Raw genomic sequence first — 14,937 nt, forward strand, 5'->3', positions numbered from 1 at the left:
ACAGGGAACTTTTCCGCAGAAATACCGTTAGGCGTCGATAGGAGTGCGAGCGTCCCAGGTCTCCGCTGCGGATTGGCGGAAGGACGCGGCGGCTGTTGGACCGGAATTGACGCGTGGATGTACGAGACGACATAGCGAGGACCGGTGTCGCCGGGCTCGACGATATTCTCAACGGCGGTTTGACACGGGGCAATATTTTCCTTCTCGAAGGCGAGCCCGGCGCCGGCAAGACCACCGTCGCGCTGCGCTTCCTGATCACCGGCGCCGAAAACGGAGAGCGCTGTCTTTACGTCACGTTGTCGGAATCTGCGCGCGAGCTACGCGAGGGGGCGGCCTCGCATGGCTGGGACCTGAGCGAACGGATCACGGTGTTCGAATTGCTGCCGCCGGAAAGCGTGCTCGACGGCGACCGGCAGCAAAGCCTGCTCTATTCTTCCGATCTCGAACTCGGCGAAACCACACGGCAGATCTTCGATGCGGTCGAGAAGACCAAACCCGACCGCGTCGTGCTCGACAGCCTGTCGGAGATCCGGCTGCTGGCTCAGAACTCGCTGCGCTACCGGCGCCAGATCCTTGCGATCAAGCATTACTTCTCGCGCTATCGCGCCACCGTCCTGATGCTCGACGACATGACCACAGAACCGGGCGACAAGACGGTGCACAGCGTCGCTCACGGCGTCATCCGTCTGGAACAGCAAACGCCCGATTACGGTGCCGAGCGGCGGCGCTTGAGGATCCAGAAATATCGAGGCCGCCGCTATCGCGGCGGCTACCACGACTTCACCATCAGGAAGGGCGGCGTTGTCGCCTTTCCCCGGCTGGTCGCGAACGAACATCGTGCCAAAATTGCGCGCTTCACCATCGCGACCCGGATTGCACAACTCAATGACTTGCTCGGTGGCGGCATTGATTCCGGTTCAAGCACTCTCATCCTGGGTCCATCGGGCACCGGGAAGACATTGGCCGCGATCAGTTTCGCGATGGACGCGATTGCGCGTGGCGAGAAGGCCGCGCTGTTTGTGTTCGACGAAGAGCTAGGCTTGCTGTTCGAGCGAATGAAGACGGTCGGAATAGAGCTGGAAAAACTGCGGGACCGGGGCGCTCTCGTGATCGCGCAGGTGGACGCGGCCGAAATGACGCCGGGCGAATTCACACACATGGTGAGGACCGTCGTCGACGACGAAAAAATCCGTACGGTGCTGATCGACAGCCTCAACGGCTACCAGGCGGCGATGCCGCAGGAAAATGCGCTCATCCTGCATATGCACGAATTGCTGCAATATCTGAACCGCCAGGGCGCCGCGACATTCATCACCGTTGCGCAGCACGGGCTTGTCGGCGACATGCAGACGCCGGTCGACATCACTTATCTGGCCGATACCGTCATCCTGCTGCGGTACTTCGAGACACTGGGCGAAGTGCGCCGGGCCATCTCGGTGATCAAGAAGCGCGCCGGCGTTCACGAGAACACGATCCGTGAATACTGGATCGACAAGTCCGGCCTCAATGTCGGGACACCGTTGAAGGATTTCCAAGGCGTGCTCCGCGGCGTTCCGACCTTTGCCGGCACGGCGGTCGCGTTGAGCGACGCAGCCGCGCTTAGCGAGCCATCACGGTGACCAGCGGCCACCTCTCGGAACGGGCCCTGATCCTCACACCGACCGGTCGCGACTCGCAGGTGGCGAGCGAATTGCTGGCCGAAGCAGAGTTGGCGGCGCGGACGGTCCCCGATCTGCCCGCCCTGCTGACAGAACTCAGCCGCGGCGCCGGTTTGGCTGTCATCGCCGACGAGGCGCTTCGCACTGCCGACATCGCACCGCTGGCGCGATGGCTGGAGACGCAGCCTGCCTGGTCTGACATCCCGCTTCTGATCCTGACACGTCAGGGCGCCGGTCCGGAGAAAAATCCGGCCGCAGCCCGGCTCGCCGAAGCGCTCGGCAACGTCGCGTTTGTCGAACGCCCGTTTCACCCGACGACATTCGTCAGCGTCGTCCGCACCGCGATGCGCAACCGGCGGCGGCAGTATCAGGCGCGGTCGCTGCTGGAAGACCTCGCGCGCGAGCGCAGCGCCTTGTCCGAATTGACCCGGACGCTAGAGCAGCGCGTGCAGGAGCGCACGAGCGAGTTGATGCGCGAGGCGGCGCAGCGCTCGCAGATCGAGGAACAGTTGCGTCAGGCGCAAAAGATGGAGAGCCTCGGACAACTGACTGGCGGCGTCGCGCACGACTTCAACAATCTGCTGATGGCGGTCATGGGCAATCTGGAATTGCTCCGCAAGCGGGTGCCCGACGACCCGCGCCTGCATCGGCTCATCGACAGCGCATTGCAGGGCGCCAAACGCGGTGCGACGCTGACACAGCGCCTCCTCGCCTTCGCCCGACAACAGGATTTGCGGCCGGTTTCCATCGATCTGATCTCGCTGATCCACGACATGACGGATTTGCTGGAGCGATCGCTCGGACCGCAGGTCCAGCTCCATCTCACCTATCCGGACGACGTTCCGCCAGCATTGGTCGATCCCAACCAGTTCGAACTGGCGCTGCTCAACCTCGCCATCAATGCCCGCGATGCCATGCCCGAGGGCGGTGCGATCCATATCGAGGTCGAGCCGAAGGATCGTCCGGAGCCATCGACCTTGAAGCCCGGCAAGTACCTGCGGGTCAGGGTCGCCGATACCGGTACCGGCATGGATGCCAAGACACTGGCGCGCGCGACCGAACCGTTTTTCTCCACCAAGCCGGTCGGCCGCGGGACCGGTCTTGGCTTGTCGATGGTGCACGGACTGATGGTGCAACTCGGCGGCGTGGTCGACATCGACAGCAAGCCTGGCAGGGGCACCAATGTCGATCTGTGGATTCCGGTCGCGGTCACGGCGCCTGAAGTGGAGCAGGAAAACGTCGACACCACCGTGCCCGAGCGCGGTTCGACGGTCCTGCTGGTCGACGACGACCCGTTGATCGCGACCAGCGCGGTCGACATGCTGGAAGACATCGGACACACCGTCATCGAGGCCAATTCCGGACAGGATGCGCTCGAGATTCTGCGCAGCGACCGCTCGATCGATATCCTGGTCACCGACCATTCGATGCCGGGGATGACCGGCATGGAGCTCGCGCGGGCGACCCGGGAAATCCGTCCCGATATTCCGATCCTGCTGGTGACGGGATTTGCCGACCTGGCGGAGGACACGAGCCTGACCTTGCCGCGCCTCGGCAAGCCTTACAGCCAGGAGCAGTTGCGGACGGAACTCGCACGGCTGCTCACCGCCTCCCGGGCGGTTGTGGCAGGCTGACGATTAGCCGATCATCCGCCCAGTTGCTTGCGATCAGCGAGGTCCACGCAGGATTATCGCCTACTCACGCGTTTTCATCCTGAAGCCTGACGACTTGATCACTTTGGCCCACCTTTCTGTTTCTTGCGCGATGAGCGCCGCAAAATCGGCGGACGACCCGGCGCGCACCGTTGCGCCAAGCCCGACAAGCCGCGCCCTCACGCCCGGATCGGAAAGACCGGCATTGATCTCCTTGTTGAGCGTCTCGACGATGTCGGCGGGTGTCCCCTTGGGCGCGCCGATACCGGCGACCGCGAATGCCTCGAATCCCGGGACGTATTCATGCAGGGCGGGCACGCCCGGCAACGTCTCGGAGCGCTCCTTGGTCGTGACGGCAAGAGGACGCAAGCTCCCCGATCTGATGTGCTGGATCGAGGCAGGGATGTTTTCGAAGGCGGCGTGTACGCGACCCCCGAGCATATCGGTGAACATCGGCACGGAGCCGCGGTAGGGGACGCTGACAAACTCAACACCGGTTGCGAGCTTGAATGCCTCCGCGGCGAGGTTTGAAACCGTCCCGAGACCGGAGCTACCCATGTTGATCTTGCCCGGGTTTGCCTTGGCATAAGCAATAAACTCGGGAACCGTTGTTGCCGGAATTGCCGGGATGACCTCCAGCACAAGCGGCTGGGTCGTAAGGCTCGCGACCGGCGCAATGTCGCGCACGAAATCGTATTTCAGATCATCGTACAGGGCGCCGTTGATCAAATTGCTCGTGGTTGTCGCAAGCAGCGTGTAGCCATCCGCCGGTGCCCGGACCACAGCTTCGGTCGCCAGATTGGTGCCGGCGCCCGGCAGGTTCTCGACGATGAAAGTCTGACCAAGCCGCGTTTGCAGCCAGTCGGTGATAACGCGCGTGAGAATGTCGGCGCCTCCGCCAGCCGGAAAGCCAACCATCACACGCACCGGACGCGTTGGATATGCGGTGGCAGAGGCTCGACCGGATACCCATGAAGAAATGGCAGAGCCAGCCACAAGCGATAGAACCTGACGGCGATCGACAATCATGGCGCTGATCCTTGCGAGATTTCAGGGTCAATGTCGTGTCGCGTAAAGGATCGTCCGAAAGCACTCCGAAGTCATTGACATCGTTATGAAACGTTCTGAATTCTTGTGAAGCGCCCCACCCCGTGCCACCATCGACACGCCGGAATTCAGCAACTGACCCAAGACTTTGCTGACCATGCGTGCTCCAGAGGTCATACGCTTTGGTGCGTTCAGGCTTGTCCCTGCGCGCCGTGAACTCCTGTTTCGCGGCACCCAGGTCACGCTCGGGTCGCGCGCGTTCGATCTGCTGACGGCGCTGGTCCGCAGGCCAGGACAGCTCGCGGCAAAAGACGCGCTGATGGCCGAGGTATGGGCCGGCACGATCGTCGACGAGAACAATCTGGCTGCGCAAATTTCGGCTCTCCGCAAAATTTTGGCGGGCGACCCGGCACTGTCGCGGTGCCTGCAAACGGTTCCCGGCCGAGGATACCGTTTCGTGGCGGAGATCGAGGTCGAAACCAATTCCGCCAGCGTAAACAAACCGCCGACCCACAGCATCAGCGGAGACGTGTCGTTGGTCGTATTGCCGTTCTCGAACCTGAGCAGCGATTCCGATCAGGCTTACTTTGCTCAGGGTCTCGGCCAAACCGTCGCAACCGACCTGTCGCGCATCTCCGGATTGCTCGTGATCTCGTCAACGACCGCGGCGGCCTTCGAGGGGAAGGGCCTCGACGTCAGACAAGTCACCCGCGAACTCGGCGTGAAATACGCGCTCACCGGCAGCGTTCAGCGCAGCGATCGTAACCTGCGGATCAATGCGCAGCTGGTCGATGGTCAAAGCGGCCTGCAGATCTGGTCGGATCTGTTCGACGGTGACGCCACCGACCTGCTGGCGCTGCAGGACCGGATAACGGGCCGCATCGCCAATACGATTGGACGTGAGATTTTCGTCGCCGCCGCAAGGGATGGAGAGGCGCGCGATATCGATCCGAAAGCCAGCGACCTTTTCATGCGCGGAATCGCGGCAGACAACAGACCACAGTCGCTCGAATGCTTGCAGGAACAGGAGGTCTTGTTCGGACGGGCCGTGGAGCTCGATCCGAACCACAGCGATGCGCTCGCCCGGCTTTCCCGAGCCATCGTGATTCAGGTGACGCAGAGCCATGCTCCCTCACCCCGCAAAGACGACATGCTGATGCGGGGTGTCAGCGCAGCTGAGCGCGCGTTGGCTCTCGATCCAGGCAACGCCCGCGCCCATTACGCGATGGGGCTGGTTCACGTCCTGCGGGGCGATTTCGAGCGCTCGGCGCTCGCCAACGAGACCGCGATCGCGCTGGATCGCAACTTTGCGCTCGCCCACAACAACCTTGGCAACTCGCTGGTTCACCTCGGGAGGGGCAAGGAGGCTTTGGCGGCGGTGGAAACCGCTTTGCGGCTCGATCCGCGCGGCCCGCAGCTTGGGGCGTTCTGGACGACCGCGGGGTTTGCTCGCCTCTTGCTCGGAGACCGCGCCGAAGCCGTCGTATGCTTCCTGCGCGGGCGAGAGGCAAATCCCAAACTCCCGCGCGCCCATTTCGGGGCGGCGGTCGCCCTGGCGATCACCGACGATGTCCCGGCGGCCAAAGTTGCGGCGGGCGAGTTGCTCACATTGGTTCCGCAATATCGTTTGTCGCAGACGATCGATTGCTACCAGCCATTGTCGCCGCCTCGCTACCGGCAATTCTACGATGACGTGCTACGCCCCGGGGCGATCTTGGCCGGGGTTCCGGTGTGATTTCGTCCGGTCCGAGCCTTAAGCCGATCTTGTCCGGGAGACGATTCTGGGGGCCGAGGATATCGGGTTCTTGGAGCATTGCGATCGCCGCGAACCAACCGGAAACCCATCACAGTCAGATTTTCAGAAAAATAGGTTTTTTTTCACATTAATCGCTTTGCCGCTCTTCCCTACCGGCGGCGCTGCCCATATATTCGTCCTGCCGGCGCAAGCCGGCTATGGCGATAAACGGACTTCGTAATAAACCTTTCGGACCCGGGGGCAGTGCCCGGCGCCTCCACCAACAGCGGCCGATACGAGTGGCCCGGCCGCTGCTGATGGGGGCGAAACAGGATCGACGAGGGCGTAAAGGTTGTACTTTCGCTCGGTATGGTACCCGCCGTTATCGGGCCAAACGTATAGTTGCCAACGACAACTATGCTCCGGTTGCTCAGGCCGCGTAAGCGGTTTGAAAAACCAAGCCTAAAGCCCTGACGGGTTAAGCTCCGTCAGGCGGGGTTCGGAGGCACCTGGCAACAGAAGCCTCCACTCGTTTCCACACAGGCTTTTGTCCGCGCCGCGGCTGCCCACGGGCTGACGGGAGGGTTGCGGCGGGTTACCATCGCGGACGATTCTCAAAGGCGGCTTTCTGGTGCAATCACCAATGGCGACCGACCATATCCGTTACGATCTCCTGGCACAGGACGCACTGCGCGGCCTGGTGCGCAAGGTTCTGTCCGACGCCGCCAAGAGCGGGCTGCCGGGCGAGCATCATTTCTCGATCTCGTTCCGCACCGACGCGGAGGGCGTGAAGATGTCGCCGCGCCTGCGCGAACAATTCCCGCAGGAAATGACCGTCATCCTGCAATATCAGTTCTGGGACCTGAAGGTGACCGACACCGGCTTCGAGGTCGGTTTGTCGTTCGGCGGCGTGCCGGAAAAGCTCGGCGTGCCCTTCAATGCCATCAAGAGCTTCTTCGATCCGTCGGTGCAGTTCGGCCTGCAATTCGAGACCATCGAGGCGGAGACCGTGGCGCTGGTCGAGGCCGGCCAGCCACCGGCCGCGGTGACGCCGGCGATCCCCGCCGCCGCGACCGAGTCGAAAGGCGACGGCAAGACCGCCGACGCCGCCGGCGACAAGCCGTCCGGCGAAGTGGTCCGGCTCGATCGCTTCCGCAAGAAATAGTTTCGATCAATTCCGGTCCGTGTTCGGTCTTGCGGCTTTGGCGCGCCAGCGCGTGACGCTACACTGGCCGCATGAGCAAATCCCAAAGCAAGACCCGAGCCGCCGACAGCAAGAGCCGTCAAGGCGGATCCCATCCGGCCAAGACTCGCAGCAAGACCCGCAGCGAGACCGACAGCTTCGGTCCGATCGACGTGCCCGCCGATCGCTATTGGGGCGCGCAGACCCAGCGCTCGCTGCAGAATTTCAGGATCGGCGGCGACCGCATGCCGGAGTCGCTGATCCGCGCGTTCGGCATCGTCAAGCGCGCCGCGGCGGAAACCAACATGCAGCTCGGCACCCTCGACAAGAAGCGCGGCAACGCGATCGTCGATGCCGCACAGGAGGTGATCGACGGCAAGATGTCCGGCGAATTCCCGCTGGTGATCTGGCAGACCGGCTCCGGCACTCAGACCAACATGAATCTCAACGAAGTCATTGCCAACCGCGCCAACGAAATGCTGGGCGCGCCACTCGGATCGAAAACGCCGGTTCATCCGAACGACGCCGTCAATATGAGCCAGTCATCGAATGACAGCTTCCCGACGGCCATGCATATCGCGGCGGTGCTGGACATTACGAACGAGCTGATCCCGGCGCTCGAGCATCTCTATGACGCGCTGCACGTGAAGGAGAAGGACTTCGCCAAGATCGTGAAGATCGGCCGCACCCATACCCAGGACGCGACCCCGCTCACCCTTGGCCAGGAATTTTCCGGCTATGCCGCGCAGCTCAAATTCGGCATCGCCCGCATCAAGCTTGCGGTGAAAGAACTCTATCCGCTGGCGCAGGGCGGCACCGCAGTCGGCACCGGCCTGAACGCGCACCCGAAATTTGCGGGCCTGTTCGCAAAGCGCGCCGCCGCGATCACCGGCTTTCCTTTCGTCAGTGCGCAGAACAAGTTCGAGGCGCTGGCCACGCACGACTCCTATGTGTTCGTGCATGGCGCGCTCAACGCCATGGCCACCGGTCTGTTCAAGATCGCCAACGACATTCGCCTGCTCGGCTCCGGCCCGCGTTCGGGACTGGGCGAACTGATCCTGCCCGAGAACGAGCCGGGCTCGTCGATCATGCCGGGCAAGGTCAACCCGACCCAGGCCGAGGCCCTGACCATGGTGTGCTGCCAGGTGTTCGGCAATCACACCACCATCACCGTCGCCGCGAGCCAGGGCCATTTCGAACTGAATGTGTTCAAGCCTGTGATCGCGTTCGCGATGTTGCAATCGATCCGGCTGCTGGCGGATGCGTCGCGCTCCTTCACCGACAATTGCGTCACCGGCATCCGCGCCAATGAATCTCGCATCCGCGAATTGATGGAGCGTTCGTTGATGCTGGTCACCGCGCTCGCGCCGAAGATCGGATACGACAACGCCGCGAAGGTCGCCAAACGCGCGCATCAAAATGGGACAACGCTGAAGCACGAGGCTGTCACCGGCGGCTTCGTCAGCGCCGAGGAGTTCGACCGGCTGGTCCGTCCCGCGCTTATGATTCGACCGCACTGACCGAAATTTTTTGGCACCCTCCGGCAACATGGTCCGGCATGTTTCAAACTTTCTGCGATCGGCTTAAGCCTGCGAAAACTGGGATTCCTGTTCGTTGCCAATTCCGCCTTGCCCCTGCCACGCTAAAGGCGCAATCAACAGCCGGTATGCGTCAATAGATTTGGGCCCTTGGGGGGTCCAAAGATAGCCGGTAACGGACCGGGTCTTTGATGGGCGACGTCTTGAATCTTCGGCTGGCGCGGAAGAAGCGTGACCGGCAGCGTGAAGCGGATAACGCTGCGGCACGTCGACTGTTACATGGTCGATCGAAGGCGGAGCGCAAACTGGAAGGGGCGCAACGTGACAAGTCTGCAAGCAATCTCGACGGCCACCGGATTGGAAGCGGAGAGGCCAATGAAGTCACCGGTCGTGAAACGATCGATCGTGATAGCAGGACATAAGACCAGCGTTAGTCTTGAAGATGCTTTCTGGAAGGGCCTCAAGGAAATCGCCGACGCGCGCGGCATGACGCTGTCGGACATCGTTGCGAATATCGACTCGCAACGGCGGCACGGCAATCTGTCGTCCGCAATCAGGCTGTTCGTACTCGATCACTATCGCGGGCAATCGCTCGACAGGGATATGCGCCGCTAGACGCGGGTTTCATCCTTCGTCATTCCGGGTTGTCGGGCACGCCAGGGCCCGGGGGACATCGCGGAATGACGACGAGCCCCGCCGCGGGGTTCACTTTCTCGATCTTGGATGCATCGGTCACTCCGAGGCATCGCACGAATTCCAGGACTTAGAAGATCGGCCGTACGGTCTGCGGCTGAAATGGCCGCACGGCGGATGGCGGCGGTGGCGGTGAACCGATCGGTTGCGGAAACGGATTGGCTCCGCCCGGACGTGACGGCTCCTCGCGTTGCGGCTCCGCTCTCGGCTGCGGGCGGCGATCGCTCGCCGACGGTCTGATCTCGATCGCCGGCGGCAGCGGCTGAACCGCAGGCTGCGGCGGCTTGCGCCGCGGTGGCGCCACGGCGGCATCCGGCTTTTGCGGCGAAGTCTCTTTCTGCGGCGCCAGCGCCGGCGCTGCCGGTGCATCCTCGACCGGAAGCCCCTGCTCGATCGCTTCGATCTTCTTCGTCTGCCGCTCCACCGAGCGCAACGCCAGCCATCCGGTCAGCGACGAGACATCCAGCACCCGCTCCGGATTTCCAACAGGCCCGCGAAGCTGCACCGCAACCTCCGGCCGCAGCGAAGCGCCGTCCGCCGGGCCCGACATGGCGAGCCGCATATCGATGCGCCCGTTCGAGAAATCGTAGGCGCCGGTGACCGCGAGGTCGGCGGCATCCGCGCGTGCCTTGAAGCTGTCGATGCGGGCGACACCGGCGGCAATGATCAGCGTCGCTTCCGCATGCGGCACCAGCAGCGGACCCGCATCGAGGCCGTTCCGGGCGAGTTCGCGCACCCGCGGCGCATCGATCGGAAGCCCCTGATCGACGCTGTGGGTCGCGGTCGCAAAGACCTTCGGATCCAGCGATGCGATGCGCGCATGATCGAGCACCAGCGTGCCGGTGCCGTTGAGCGAACCGACCAGCGCCCGCGGACTACGTCCCAGCCCCTCCAGTTGCAGGGTCAACGCCGCCTGCCCCGTCAGCGGTGCGGCGCCGTCGCCGAACAGCAATTGCGTGGCGTCGGCATCGGTCACCGCGATGCGCCCCTGCAGGCCGAGCGTGTCGGAGCTGCGCCGGATCGTCACCTCGCCCGCGAGGAGGCCGCCAAGCAGTTCACCCGCGATATCCTCCACAACGATATCGGAGCCGGAAAAGCGCAGCGCGGACGCGAACTTCGTTGCCTGCCAGGACGGCGTGAGGCTTGCCTGCGCGGCACTGATCGTCATCCGGCCGGACAAGTCGGGCAGCGCCGGCATCACGAACGGCGTCTCGCTCCACAGCCTGTCGGCCTTGGCGGACGCGGCGCTCCCAATCGCCGTGGCCAGCACCGCGCCGATGTCGATCCTGTCGGTGCGCAATTCGCCATCGACGGCAAGCGGCTCGCCGTACACGAGGCCCAGCCGGCCGCGCACCGCCGAGCCCGCAAGATTCGCCGACACATCGTTGAACTGAACGCCCAGAGCATCGCTCTGCAGGCGCGTCTTCAACGTGACCGGCACCGGCCTGGCGCTGCCGGGCAGCAAAAGGCTGGCGGTGCCGACGGCAATATCGAGCGACATGCGGCCGGCATCGCCGGCGAAGGGTCGAACGCCGCCGCTGGCGCGGATATCGAGGTTGGCGGATACGATGCGGCTGTCGAGTTGAAGATCGCCCGCAACTGGGCCTTTCAGCGAAAGCGTATAGCTGCCCGGCTGCCGTGGCGCCGACACGACGCGTTCGGCAGCGGCAAGCCGCAGCAGCGCATTCACGTCGCCCGCATCGAGCGAGCCTTCAAGCGAGACATCGGCCTGTCCGGGATCGTTCCATTGTCCGGCGAGCGCCGCCTTCAGCCTGAGATCGACCGCGCCGAGCGGCCCTTCGAGGGAAATGGTGGCGCGGCTGTTTTCGGCTTTGCCGGCAGGCTCGACCGCGATGGTGCCGGCAAGTTTCCCGGGCGCCGCAGCCTGCGCCGCACGCTGCAGCGGCTCGGAAAGAGAAGCCGGCGCGCGCGCGGCGAGCGTGGCCAGGCCCTTGGCGTCGCGCATGGCGAGATTGAACGATATCGACCCGCGCCGCGCCTGCGTATCGATGCCGCCCTTGCCGTCGATCGCAATGCCGGCGAGGTCGCCGACCGAAAACCGCTCGATCGAAAGCGCGCCGGACTTGAGCGACAATTGCACATTGGCGGCATCCGCATCGACGCCGAGAAACCGCAGCCGCTTGAGCGACAAGGCCAAAGACACGTCATGCGGCTGCGCGAGATCCGGAAGCGCCTTGAGCGAGCCGGCGGTATCCATCAGCGCGTCGATATCGAGTTCGTCGGCGCGCAACGTCGCGATGAAATTCGCGGGCTCGGTCCCGGTTGCGAAACTGTAGACGACATCGCCATCGAATGTCTTGCGGTCGAACGCCGCCTGCATGCGCTCGACGGCGACCTTTTCGCCGCCGATCGTCACTTCGCCGCGAAACCGGATCGGCCGCGCCGGCACGACACTTCCGCCGGATTTCCCCTCAAGCCAGTCGGCGAAGACGCGCGGATCGGACGAGGTCAGGCTGACCGGACCCGAGAACGTCAGATGATCGCCGGCCTTGTCGATCCGGCCGCCCGCCTGCAACTGTGTGAAGCCGGGCGCGCGCGCTTCGAACCCGCTCAACGTCATTTCGCCGCGCCGAAATTCGATATCGCCACGGATATTCTGCAGGTTGGCGCCGCCGAGCGTCAGCGAGTCGACGCCGAATCCGACCTGGGTCGGGATCGGCGGCCCGATGATCCGTTCGGCCGCCGTGACCAGCGCGGCCAGTGCATTGCGGGGCGACAGCCTGGCGTCGCCGCTGCCGAAAAGCTTGTCGGCATCGAGCGTGCGCGCCGAGAGCACCGCGTCGAGCCGTGGCCGCGCGCCGAATTTTGCTTCCGCGGTGCCGTTCAGCTTCAGCGCGCGCTCGTCGGGGCCATAACTAAATTCGACCTGCTCCATTAAAGCCGAGGCCGCATTCGCCTTCACCCGCGCGCTGATGCGCCAGGGCTCTGCGATATCGCCCTTGTCGCCCTTCACCGACACGCGCCGCGCGATGCTCGCGGTTCCCTCGAACCGGGGCGCGCCGTCGTTGGCGGCCAGCAGGCCCTCGAACTCGGCCGCGACCGGCCGGTCGGCGGGATCGATGGTGAGCTTGATGCGCGAGCCATTCGGCTCCGGCCGTGCGGTCGCGATCCGGTAACCGTAGAGCGCGCCATCCAGCACGAACGCGCCTTCGCCGCGGATCGGGCCGCGCAGCGCTTTCACTTCGCCATTGAACCAGGCCTTGGTCAGTGCGGCATTGGTCCCGCTCGCCGCGTCGGTGAAGTGAAGGCTGGCATCCTCGACCACCAGCTTGTCGATCGACAGCGTTTCGGTGTTCACGCCCGCGAGTGCGTTCGGCAGCAAGGCCTGCCCGCCCTCAGTCAGCGACACACGGATTTCGGGCGCGATCAGCCGTAATTCGACCGCCTGGAACCGGCCGGACAGAAGCGGCGGCAGTGCAAATTCGATCCCCAGCGCCTTGGCGCGCAAACTCTGGGCATCGCCCGGCTCGCCGACCTCGACACCCGACAGGACCAGCGACGGCGAGGGCAACAGCCGTACGTCCATCGGACCGGTCACCCGGACGGGCACCCCGATCGCCTGGCTGGCCTGCTGCTCGAATGTCGCGCGGTGCGCGTTCCAGTCGATGAAATACGGGCCGAACAACGCCGCGAGCAGCGCCAGAATCGCGGCAATCGCCAAGGTCAGCAGTGTTGCCTGCACGGATCCACCTGAATCGCCCACCGCAAGATGAGCCCGTCTCTCCCGCACTGCAAGGCGAAGGCTGTGGCAGGACCTGTCTATTGTGAGCGCAGACCTGAATACCGCTCTTTGGCGGCGATTCTATGATGCGCATGCGCTTATCCCTCCCCGCTTGCGGGGAGGGACAGGCAACGCGATGGAGGCATAGAAAGCCGCGCGTCCCGGTTCGAGCGATCAATCCGCCGGAACCAGCTTGCCCGGATTCATGATCTCGTCCGGATCGAGCGCTGTCTTGATCGCGCGCATCGCGGCGAGCGCCGGCGCGCCATGCTCGGCGAGCAGGTATTTCATCTTGCCCTGCCCTACGCCGTGCTCGCCGGTGCAGGTTCCGCCCATCGCCAGAGCCCGTTCGGTGAGCCGGGACAGGAATTTCTGCGTGGCCGCCATCTCGGTGGCATCGTTCACATCGACCACCAGCGCGACATGGAAATTGCCGTCGCCGACGTGACCGACGATCGGCCCGAGCAGGCCGGCCTCCTGCAGATCGGTCTGGGTCTCGACCACGCATTCGGCGAGCCGCGAGATCGGCACGCAGACGTCGCTCGCCAGCGGCTGGCAATTCGTCCGCAGCGCCTTCGCCGCCCAGTAGCCGTCATGGCGCGCCTGCCATAGCCGCGTGCGATCTTCGGCCTTCGCGGTCCACTCGAACGGGCCGCCGCCGAGATCGGCGGCAATCTCGCCGAAGCGCTGCGACTGTTCGGCGACGCCGGCCTCGGTGCCGTGGAATTCCAGCAGCAGCAGCGGACTTTCCGGCAGCGTCAGCTTGGAATAGGCGTTGCACGCCTTCACCTGCACTTCGTCGAGCAGTTCGATGCGGGCCACCGGGATGCCGGACTGGATGGTGAGGATGGTGGCACTGCACGCGGCCTCCACCGTCGGGAATGGGCAGATAGCCGCCCCGATCGATTCCGGGATGCCGTGCAGCTTCAGGGTCAGTTCGGTGATCACGCCGAGCGTGCCCTCGGAGCCGACGATCAGGCGGGTGAGGTCGTAACCGGAGGACGACTTGCGGGCGCGGGTCGACGTGGTCATGACCTCGCCATTGGCGAGCACGACCTTCAGCGCCATCACGTTGTCTTTCATCGTGCCGTAACGCACCGCATTGGTGCCGGACGCCCGGGTCGCGGCCATGCCGCCGAGCGAGGCATCGGCACCGGGATCGATCGGGAAGAACAGGCCCTGATCGCGCAGATGCTCGTTCAATTGCTTGCGGGTAACGCCGGGTTCGATCACGCAATCGAGGTCTTCGGCATGCACCGCGAGGATCCGGTTCATGTCGCGGAAATCGATGGAGACGCCGCCCTGCGGCGCGTTGACATGACCCTCGAGCGAGGTGCCGGTCCCGAACGGGATCACCGGTACTTTATACCGCGCGCAGATGCGCACCGCCTCCTGCACGTCGGCGGTGCTTTGCGGAAACACCACGGCATCCGGCGGCTGGTTCTCGATCCAGGTGGTGGTGTGGCCGTGCTGTTCGCGCACCGCTTGCGAAGTCACGAGGCGATTGCCGAAGGCCTTTGCCAAATCGCCGATCGCGGCTTCGATCGCGCGCGTGTCACGTTTCTTGTCGGAATATTTTGCAGCAGCAACGGCCATCGGCGCCCTCATGCGAAAAGAGAGCGCCGACCCTAGCAGAGAGGCGGATGGCCGCAAGCAAGTCGCCGCAATCCTGGCATTGCTTCACCGCCC

10 protein-coding genes and 1 other RNA gene are annotated in these 14,937 nt (G+C 64.1%); 8 read left to right on the top strand and 3 right to left on the bottom strand.

What is annotated here, in order from left to right:
- Positions 1-113: 113 nt before the first annotated feature.
- Positions 114-1,619 (top strand): ATPase domain-containing protein, encoded by a 1,506-nt coding sequence (locus AC5I5I_RS08510; protein ID WP_495971881.1) that lies wholly within the window; start codon positions 114-116, stop codon positions 1,617-1,619.
- Positions 1,616-3,292: an ATP-binding protein gene (locus AC5I5I_RS08515; RefSeq protein ID WP_495971883.1), complete on the top strand. Its 1,677-nt coding sequence runs from the start codon at positions 1,616-1,618 to the stop codon at positions 3,290-3,292. Before AC5I5I_RS08510 ends, AC5I5I_RS08515 begins: the two co-directional genes overlap by 4 nt.
- 60 nt (positions 3,293-3,352) lie before the next feature.
- On the opposite strand, the gene AC5I5I_RS08520 is transcribed toward AC5I5I_RS08515, so the two are convergent.
- On the bottom strand, positions 3,353-4,339 hold the full coding sequence (locus tag AC5I5I_RS08520) for a Bug family tripartite tricarboxylate transporter substrate binding protein (RefSeq protein WP_495971885.1): 987 nt from the start codon (positions 4,337-4,339) through the stop codon (positions 3,353-3,355).
- A gap of 175 nt (positions 4,340-4,514) precedes the next feature.
- On the opposite strand from AC5I5I_RS08520, the gene AC5I5I_RS08525 reads away from it, so the two are divergent.
- The 6 genes from AC5I5I_RS08525 (at position 4,515) to AC5I5I_RS08550 (ending at position 9,428) form a co-directional block, all read left to right on the top strand.
- Positions 4,515-6,092, top strand: a complete 1,578-nt coding sequence (locus AC5I5I_RS08525; protein WP_495971887.1) for a winged helix-turn-helix domain-containing tetratricopeptide repeat protein — start codon at positions 4,515-4,517, stop codon at positions 6,090-6,092.
- Positions 6,093-6,254: 162 nt separating this feature from the next.
- Positions 6,255-6,622, top strand: a transfer-messenger RNA (tmRNA) gene (gene ssrA, locus AC5I5I_RS08530).
- A 113-nt stretch (positions 6,623-6,735) separates the two neighbouring features.
- Positions 6,736-7,257 (top strand): SspB family protein, encoded by a 522-nt coding sequence (locus AC5I5I_RS08535; protein WP_495972563.1) that lies wholly within the window; start codon positions 6,736-6,738, stop codon positions 7,255-7,257.
- A gap of 71 nt (positions 7,258-7,328) precedes the next feature.
- Positions 7,329-8,795 (top strand): class II fumarate hydratase, encoded by a 1,467-nt coding sequence (gene fumC, locus AC5I5I_RS08540; RefSeq protein ID WP_495971889.1) that lies wholly within the window; start codon positions 7,329-7,331, stop codon positions 8,793-8,795.
- Between the two features lie 209 nt (positions 8,796-9,004).
- Positions 9,005-9,235 (top strand): DUF4169 family protein, encoded by a 231-nt coding sequence (locus tag AC5I5I_RS08545; RefSeq protein WP_495971891.1) that lies wholly within the window; start codon positions 9,005-9,007, stop codon positions 9,233-9,235.
- Positions 9,189-9,428, top strand: coding sequence for a ribbon-helix-helix domain-containing protein (locus AC5I5I_RS08550; protein ID WP_495971893.1), 240 nt, complete (start codon positions 9,189-9,191; stop codon positions 9,426-9,428). Before AC5I5I_RS08545 ends, AC5I5I_RS08550 begins: the two co-directional genes overlap by 47 nt.
- A 148-nt stretch (positions 9,429-9,576) precedes the next feature.
- On the opposite strand, the gene AC5I5I_RS08555 is transcribed toward AC5I5I_RS08550, so the two are convergent.
- Both AC5I5I_RS08555 and AC5I5I_RS08560 read right to left on the bottom strand, forming a co-directional pair.
- On the bottom strand, positions 9,577-13,209 hold the full coding sequence (locus AC5I5I_RS08555; protein ID WP_495971895.1) for an AsmA family protein: 3,633 nt from the start codon (positions 13,207-13,209) through the stop codon (positions 9,577-9,579).
- Between the two features lie 213 nt (positions 13,210-13,422).
- Complete coding sequence (locus AC5I5I_RS08560; RefSeq protein WP_495971897.1) at positions 13,423-14,844, bottom strand: FAD-binding oxidoreductase; 1,422 nt, start codon at positions 14,842-14,844, stop codon at positions 13,423-13,425.
- Positions 14,845-14,937: the final 93 nt, after the last annotated feature.

This window comes from Pseudorhodoplanes sp., assembly GCF_059499825.1.

Excerpts from the sequence above, each read along its gene's own strand:
- AC5I5I_RS08520 (WP_495971885.1), bottom strand. The coding sequence starts at position 4,339 with ATGATTGTCGATCGCCGTCAGGTTCTATCGCTTGTGGCTGGCTCTGCC.
- AC5I5I_RS08525 (WP_495971887.1), top strand. The coding sequence starts at position 4,515 with ATGCGTGCTCCAGAGGTCATACGCTTTGGTGCGTTCAGGCTTGTCCCT.
- AC5I5I_RS08535 (WP_495972563.1), top strand. The coding sequence starts at position 6,736 with ATGGCGACCGACCATATCCGTTACGATCTCCTGGCACAGGACGCACTG.
- fumC (WP_495971889.1), top strand. The coding sequence starts at position 7,329 with ATGAGCAAATCCCAAAGCAAGACCCGAGCCGCCGACAGCAAGAGCCGT.
- AC5I5I_RS08545 (WP_495971891.1), top strand. The coding sequence starts at position 9,005 with ATGGGCGACGTCTTGAATCTTCGGCTGGCGCGGAAGAAGCGTGACCGG.
- AC5I5I_RS08550 (WP_495971893.1), top strand. The coding sequence starts at position 9,189 with ATGAAGTCACCGGTCGTGAAACGATCGATCGTGATAGCAGGACATAAG.
- AC5I5I_RS08560 (WP_495971897.1), bottom strand. The coding sequence starts at position 14,844 with ATGGCCGTTGCTGCTGCAAAATATTCCGACAAGAAACGTGACACGCGC.